The 3,717-nt window shown below is 41.1% G+C and carries 2 protein-coding genes; one reads left to right on the forward strand and one right to left on the reverse strand.

The annotated features are described in order from the left end of the window. Positions 1-1,452, forward strand: a 1,452-nt coding sequence (gene abc-f / locus AC1DRF_RS19375; RefSeq protein ID WP_477741432.1) for a ribosomal protection-like ABC-F family protein, incomplete at its 5' end; no start/stop codon positions are given. A 221-nt stretch (positions 1,453-1,673) separates the two neighbouring features. On the opposite strand, the gene AC1DRF_RS19380 is transcribed toward abc-f, so the two are convergent. Next, on the reverse strand, positions 1,674-3,717 hold a 2,044-nt coding region (locus AC1DRF_RS19380; RefSeq protein WP_477741433.1), incomplete at its 5' end, for a GDYXXLXY domain-containing protein.

The raw sequence follows: 3,717 nt of genomic DNA on the forward strand, positions 1-3,717 counted from the left end.
GTACAAACATATGGCCGTTCCTCACTGATTCCGCAGCTTGATGTTCAAGCTACAGGAGCTGTTTCTCCTGAGATGAAAAGTCAGTGGAGTGTGCCAACTGAAGCGGACTTTCTTAGCGGGGGAGAAGAAACAAGAAAAAAAATTGCAGCTGCTCTTTCATCAGGCGCGGAACTGCTTGCAGCCGATGAGCCAACGAGCCACTTAGATGTAAAAGGCGTAGAGAAGTTTGAAGAAGAAATGAAGTCTTTTACAGGCAGTCTGCTGCTGATTTCACATGACCGAGAATTATTAAACCGCCTTTGTACGTCTATTTGGGAAGTAGAAGACGGMAAAATTAACTGCTATGAAGGCAATTATCARGAATATGTGACGCAAAAAAAACACGCAGTTGAAAGACAGCAGTTTGAATATGAACAGTATGTAAAAGAAAAGCAGCGGCTTGAACTGGCGTCTGAAGAAAAAAGCCAAAAATCAAAGTCGCTTAAAAAAGCGCCGAGCCGCATGGGCAACTCTGAAGCGAGACTTCATAAGCGAGCGGTCGGAAAACAAAAAGCGAAGCTAGACAGAAGCGCAAAAGCGATTGAAACAAGAATTGAAAAGCTGGAGAAAAAAGAAAAGCCAAAAGAAATGGAAGAAATTCATTTTGACCTATCGCAGTTTCATCAAGTGCACAGCAAGCAGGTACTAAGCTTTGACAAAGTCTCAGCATCAGCTGGTAATCATATCTTGTTTCAAAACCTAAAAGGCGGTGTGAAGCCAGGAGCGAAAGTAGCGATTGTCGGCAAAAACGGCGCCGGAAAATCTACGCTGCTGAATATGATTGAGCAGCGAGCAGAAGGCATCACGGTTGCGAAGCCTGTAAAACTCGGCTTTTTCCATCAGCGTCTTGAAAATCTAGATCCCGCTAAAAGCATTTTAGAAAACATTAAAGAAGACAGTCCGTACACCGAGCATTTTATTCGTACGGTACTATCGCGCTTACTCTTCAAACGTGAAGACGTGTATAAAAAAGTAGAGATGCTAAGCGGAGGAGAACGAGTCAAAACGGCATTAGCAAAAGTCTTTTTAGGAAATTATAACGTTCTTCTTTTAGATGAACCGACCAACTATCTTGATCTTCATACAAAAGAAGCGCTTCAAGAAGTGTTAAAAGCTTATCCAGGGACGATTTTATTTGTGACGCACGACCGCTATTTTGTTAAAAAGCTTGCGACGCATGTTTTGACGTTAAAACAGTCCAAAGCGGAGCTTGCAGCGATTGAAGACACGGGTAAAAGCAAAAAAGCGTCACAGCAGCAAAATGAAGCGGAGAAACTTGCGCTTCAATTAGAATTAACAAAAGTGATTAGTGAGCTTTCTATCACCCCAGAAGGAAAAGACAAGCAGCGTCTTGAAAAAAGATATGAAGAGCTGTTAGAAGAAAGAAAACGATTAAATAGAAAGGAAGGATAACATCACTTCGCCTAACAATGAATACAATGATGTTACTGAACATCAAAAGCATATTGAAGGAAAATTAACGGATATGAATGTAAAAGGAACGCCCAAAAGAATAAAATGGATTGGGTATGGCATCATTATTTTCTTTGTGATTCTTATTTTAACGATGATCATCGGCGTATTTATCAATTAAAACAAAAAGCAGCCGCTTCAATGTTGAAGCGGCTGCTTTTTTATTTGCCTACTTTTGTAACAATGGCATCTCCGTTTTTTCCAACTCGTACAGTAGCAAAACGAGCTTCGCTTTCCACTTTGCTGCCGGTTCCTTCTGGAATAAAGTAATGCTCAATTCCGTACTGAATTCCCCAGTCGTGATAGCTGCCCRTAATGACAACGTCTTTCTTTTTAGAAGTATACGGTTTATTCCAGTCATCATCCGCTTGGTAGATTTTTGCGTATTTATACACACCTTGTTTGTTAGGGCGAAGAACGAGCTTCACTTTTTCTCCGTCTTTCACATGAGGTAAGGTAACGTGCGCAATGTCGTAATTAAGCTCAACATAATCGCCTTGCAGCAGCGAGCGCGGATCGATCGGCTGTAAAGCGAGCTTAATTTCTTTTCCGTTTTGAAGAAGCACTTCGTTTTTAGTGAAAATGCCGCCCAGCATAATAAGCTGAACAAGAATGATGATCCATACAGCGGTTCGGCTGCGGTCAAGAAACGACGGCTGCGGCTGGTCAGGCGTTGACAGGTCCCATTTCCTGCTTAGGAAAAGAAAGATAAGACCTAAAATAACGAGCACAAGTGATTTATTAAATAAATCCCACACAAAGTCGTAATATTTCATCGCTAAAAAAACAAACCAGAAAATCATGCCGACAATAAAATCATATTTTGGCTCTTTTCGTACCGTCACAAATAAAAAGACGGTCGAAATCACAAAAAACACCGTGCAGTAAATGATATTTAAAAAAGACGGTTCGCTTAATTCAGTCAGCGACAGTAAAAAGATAAAAGCAAGAAGCAGCGCTGCTTTTTTAAACGCGTGGTGTACGTTTATCGCGTACACAGCGGCATTTAATAGAAACAAAGCGAGCAGCACATAATCTGTTTTGATAGTGTCATAGTAAGCAGTCGGAACCTTTATTAACAGAAGCCCTTGCACTAGCACAAAAAGCAACAGGCGAACGGGCGTATGCTTCGTGAATACTAAAAGCGCTACAAGTGCGATGACATAGATAAAAAACAGAATGTCGTTCACAAAAAAAGAAGCGCCGCCGCTAATTAATACGCCCATCATTAAAAGCGTATATTTCACCGTTGGAATATCTGCTTTAATCAAATAACATGCCACAATCAGCAAAACGCCAATCACAAGCATTCCGTTCGTTGGGTACGTTCCTGTAATAAGTGTGACAAGTCCTCCTAAAGAGCTGCTGCCGATCACCGATGCAATGGCCGTAATCCCAATCACCGCTATTCGTTTGATTACGCGGAGCGAGGCTTTTTGTGCTGACGTGTTGGCAGTAAGCCATTTGACAAACCATACGCTTGCACCAATAAACAAAATCACGAATCCTAAAGCTAAGAACAGTGACCATTCAGCGTAGTGTTTAAAAATAAAAGAGAAAAACTGTTCAATAACAAATAAAGCAAATGCCACAATGGAAATCCCTAAAAACGACCTTTGCGGCTCCACTTTTGAAAAATAAAAAAAGGAGCTTAGTAAAAACAGTAAATAAAAAATAATAAGACCAATCCGTAAGCTAGAGCTGCCTGTGAAATCCGGCAGGGAAACAGTTAAAAAAATGTAGTGAAACAAACAAAACGCTGCATACATGATCACAGGAGACGAGCGCTGTTTCTTTTTTATGATCCAAAAGATGAGTAAGTTCACAAACGCCATTCCTGCGTAAAGTAAAAGCGTCTCGTGTTCGCCTCGCTGTGAAACTGCACCTGTTGGTGAAATAAAAAAAGCCATGGTGAATTGAAATAAAACAAACGATAACACGCAAAACGGCTGATACTTTGTAAAAAAGCTAAACAAAATAACCGGCACAAGCCAAATTAAAAACAGCCAGTACGATTCAGCGTGCGTGTTGTAAATTTGAGAAAGAAGCGCGATGCTTAATCCAAATGTAAGAGCGCCGGCCAAAAGAGTCCAGTGACTTAAAAACGCCTGCTGAGGAAGCAGCTTTCTCACTACAAACGCACTTCCGTAAAACAGCAGCATCAGCCCCACGCTCAGCGCAATTTTAGTATAGCGGTCAAAGCCT

The sequence above is a fragment of the Priestia sp. P5_B4 genome, from assembly GCF_056400385.1.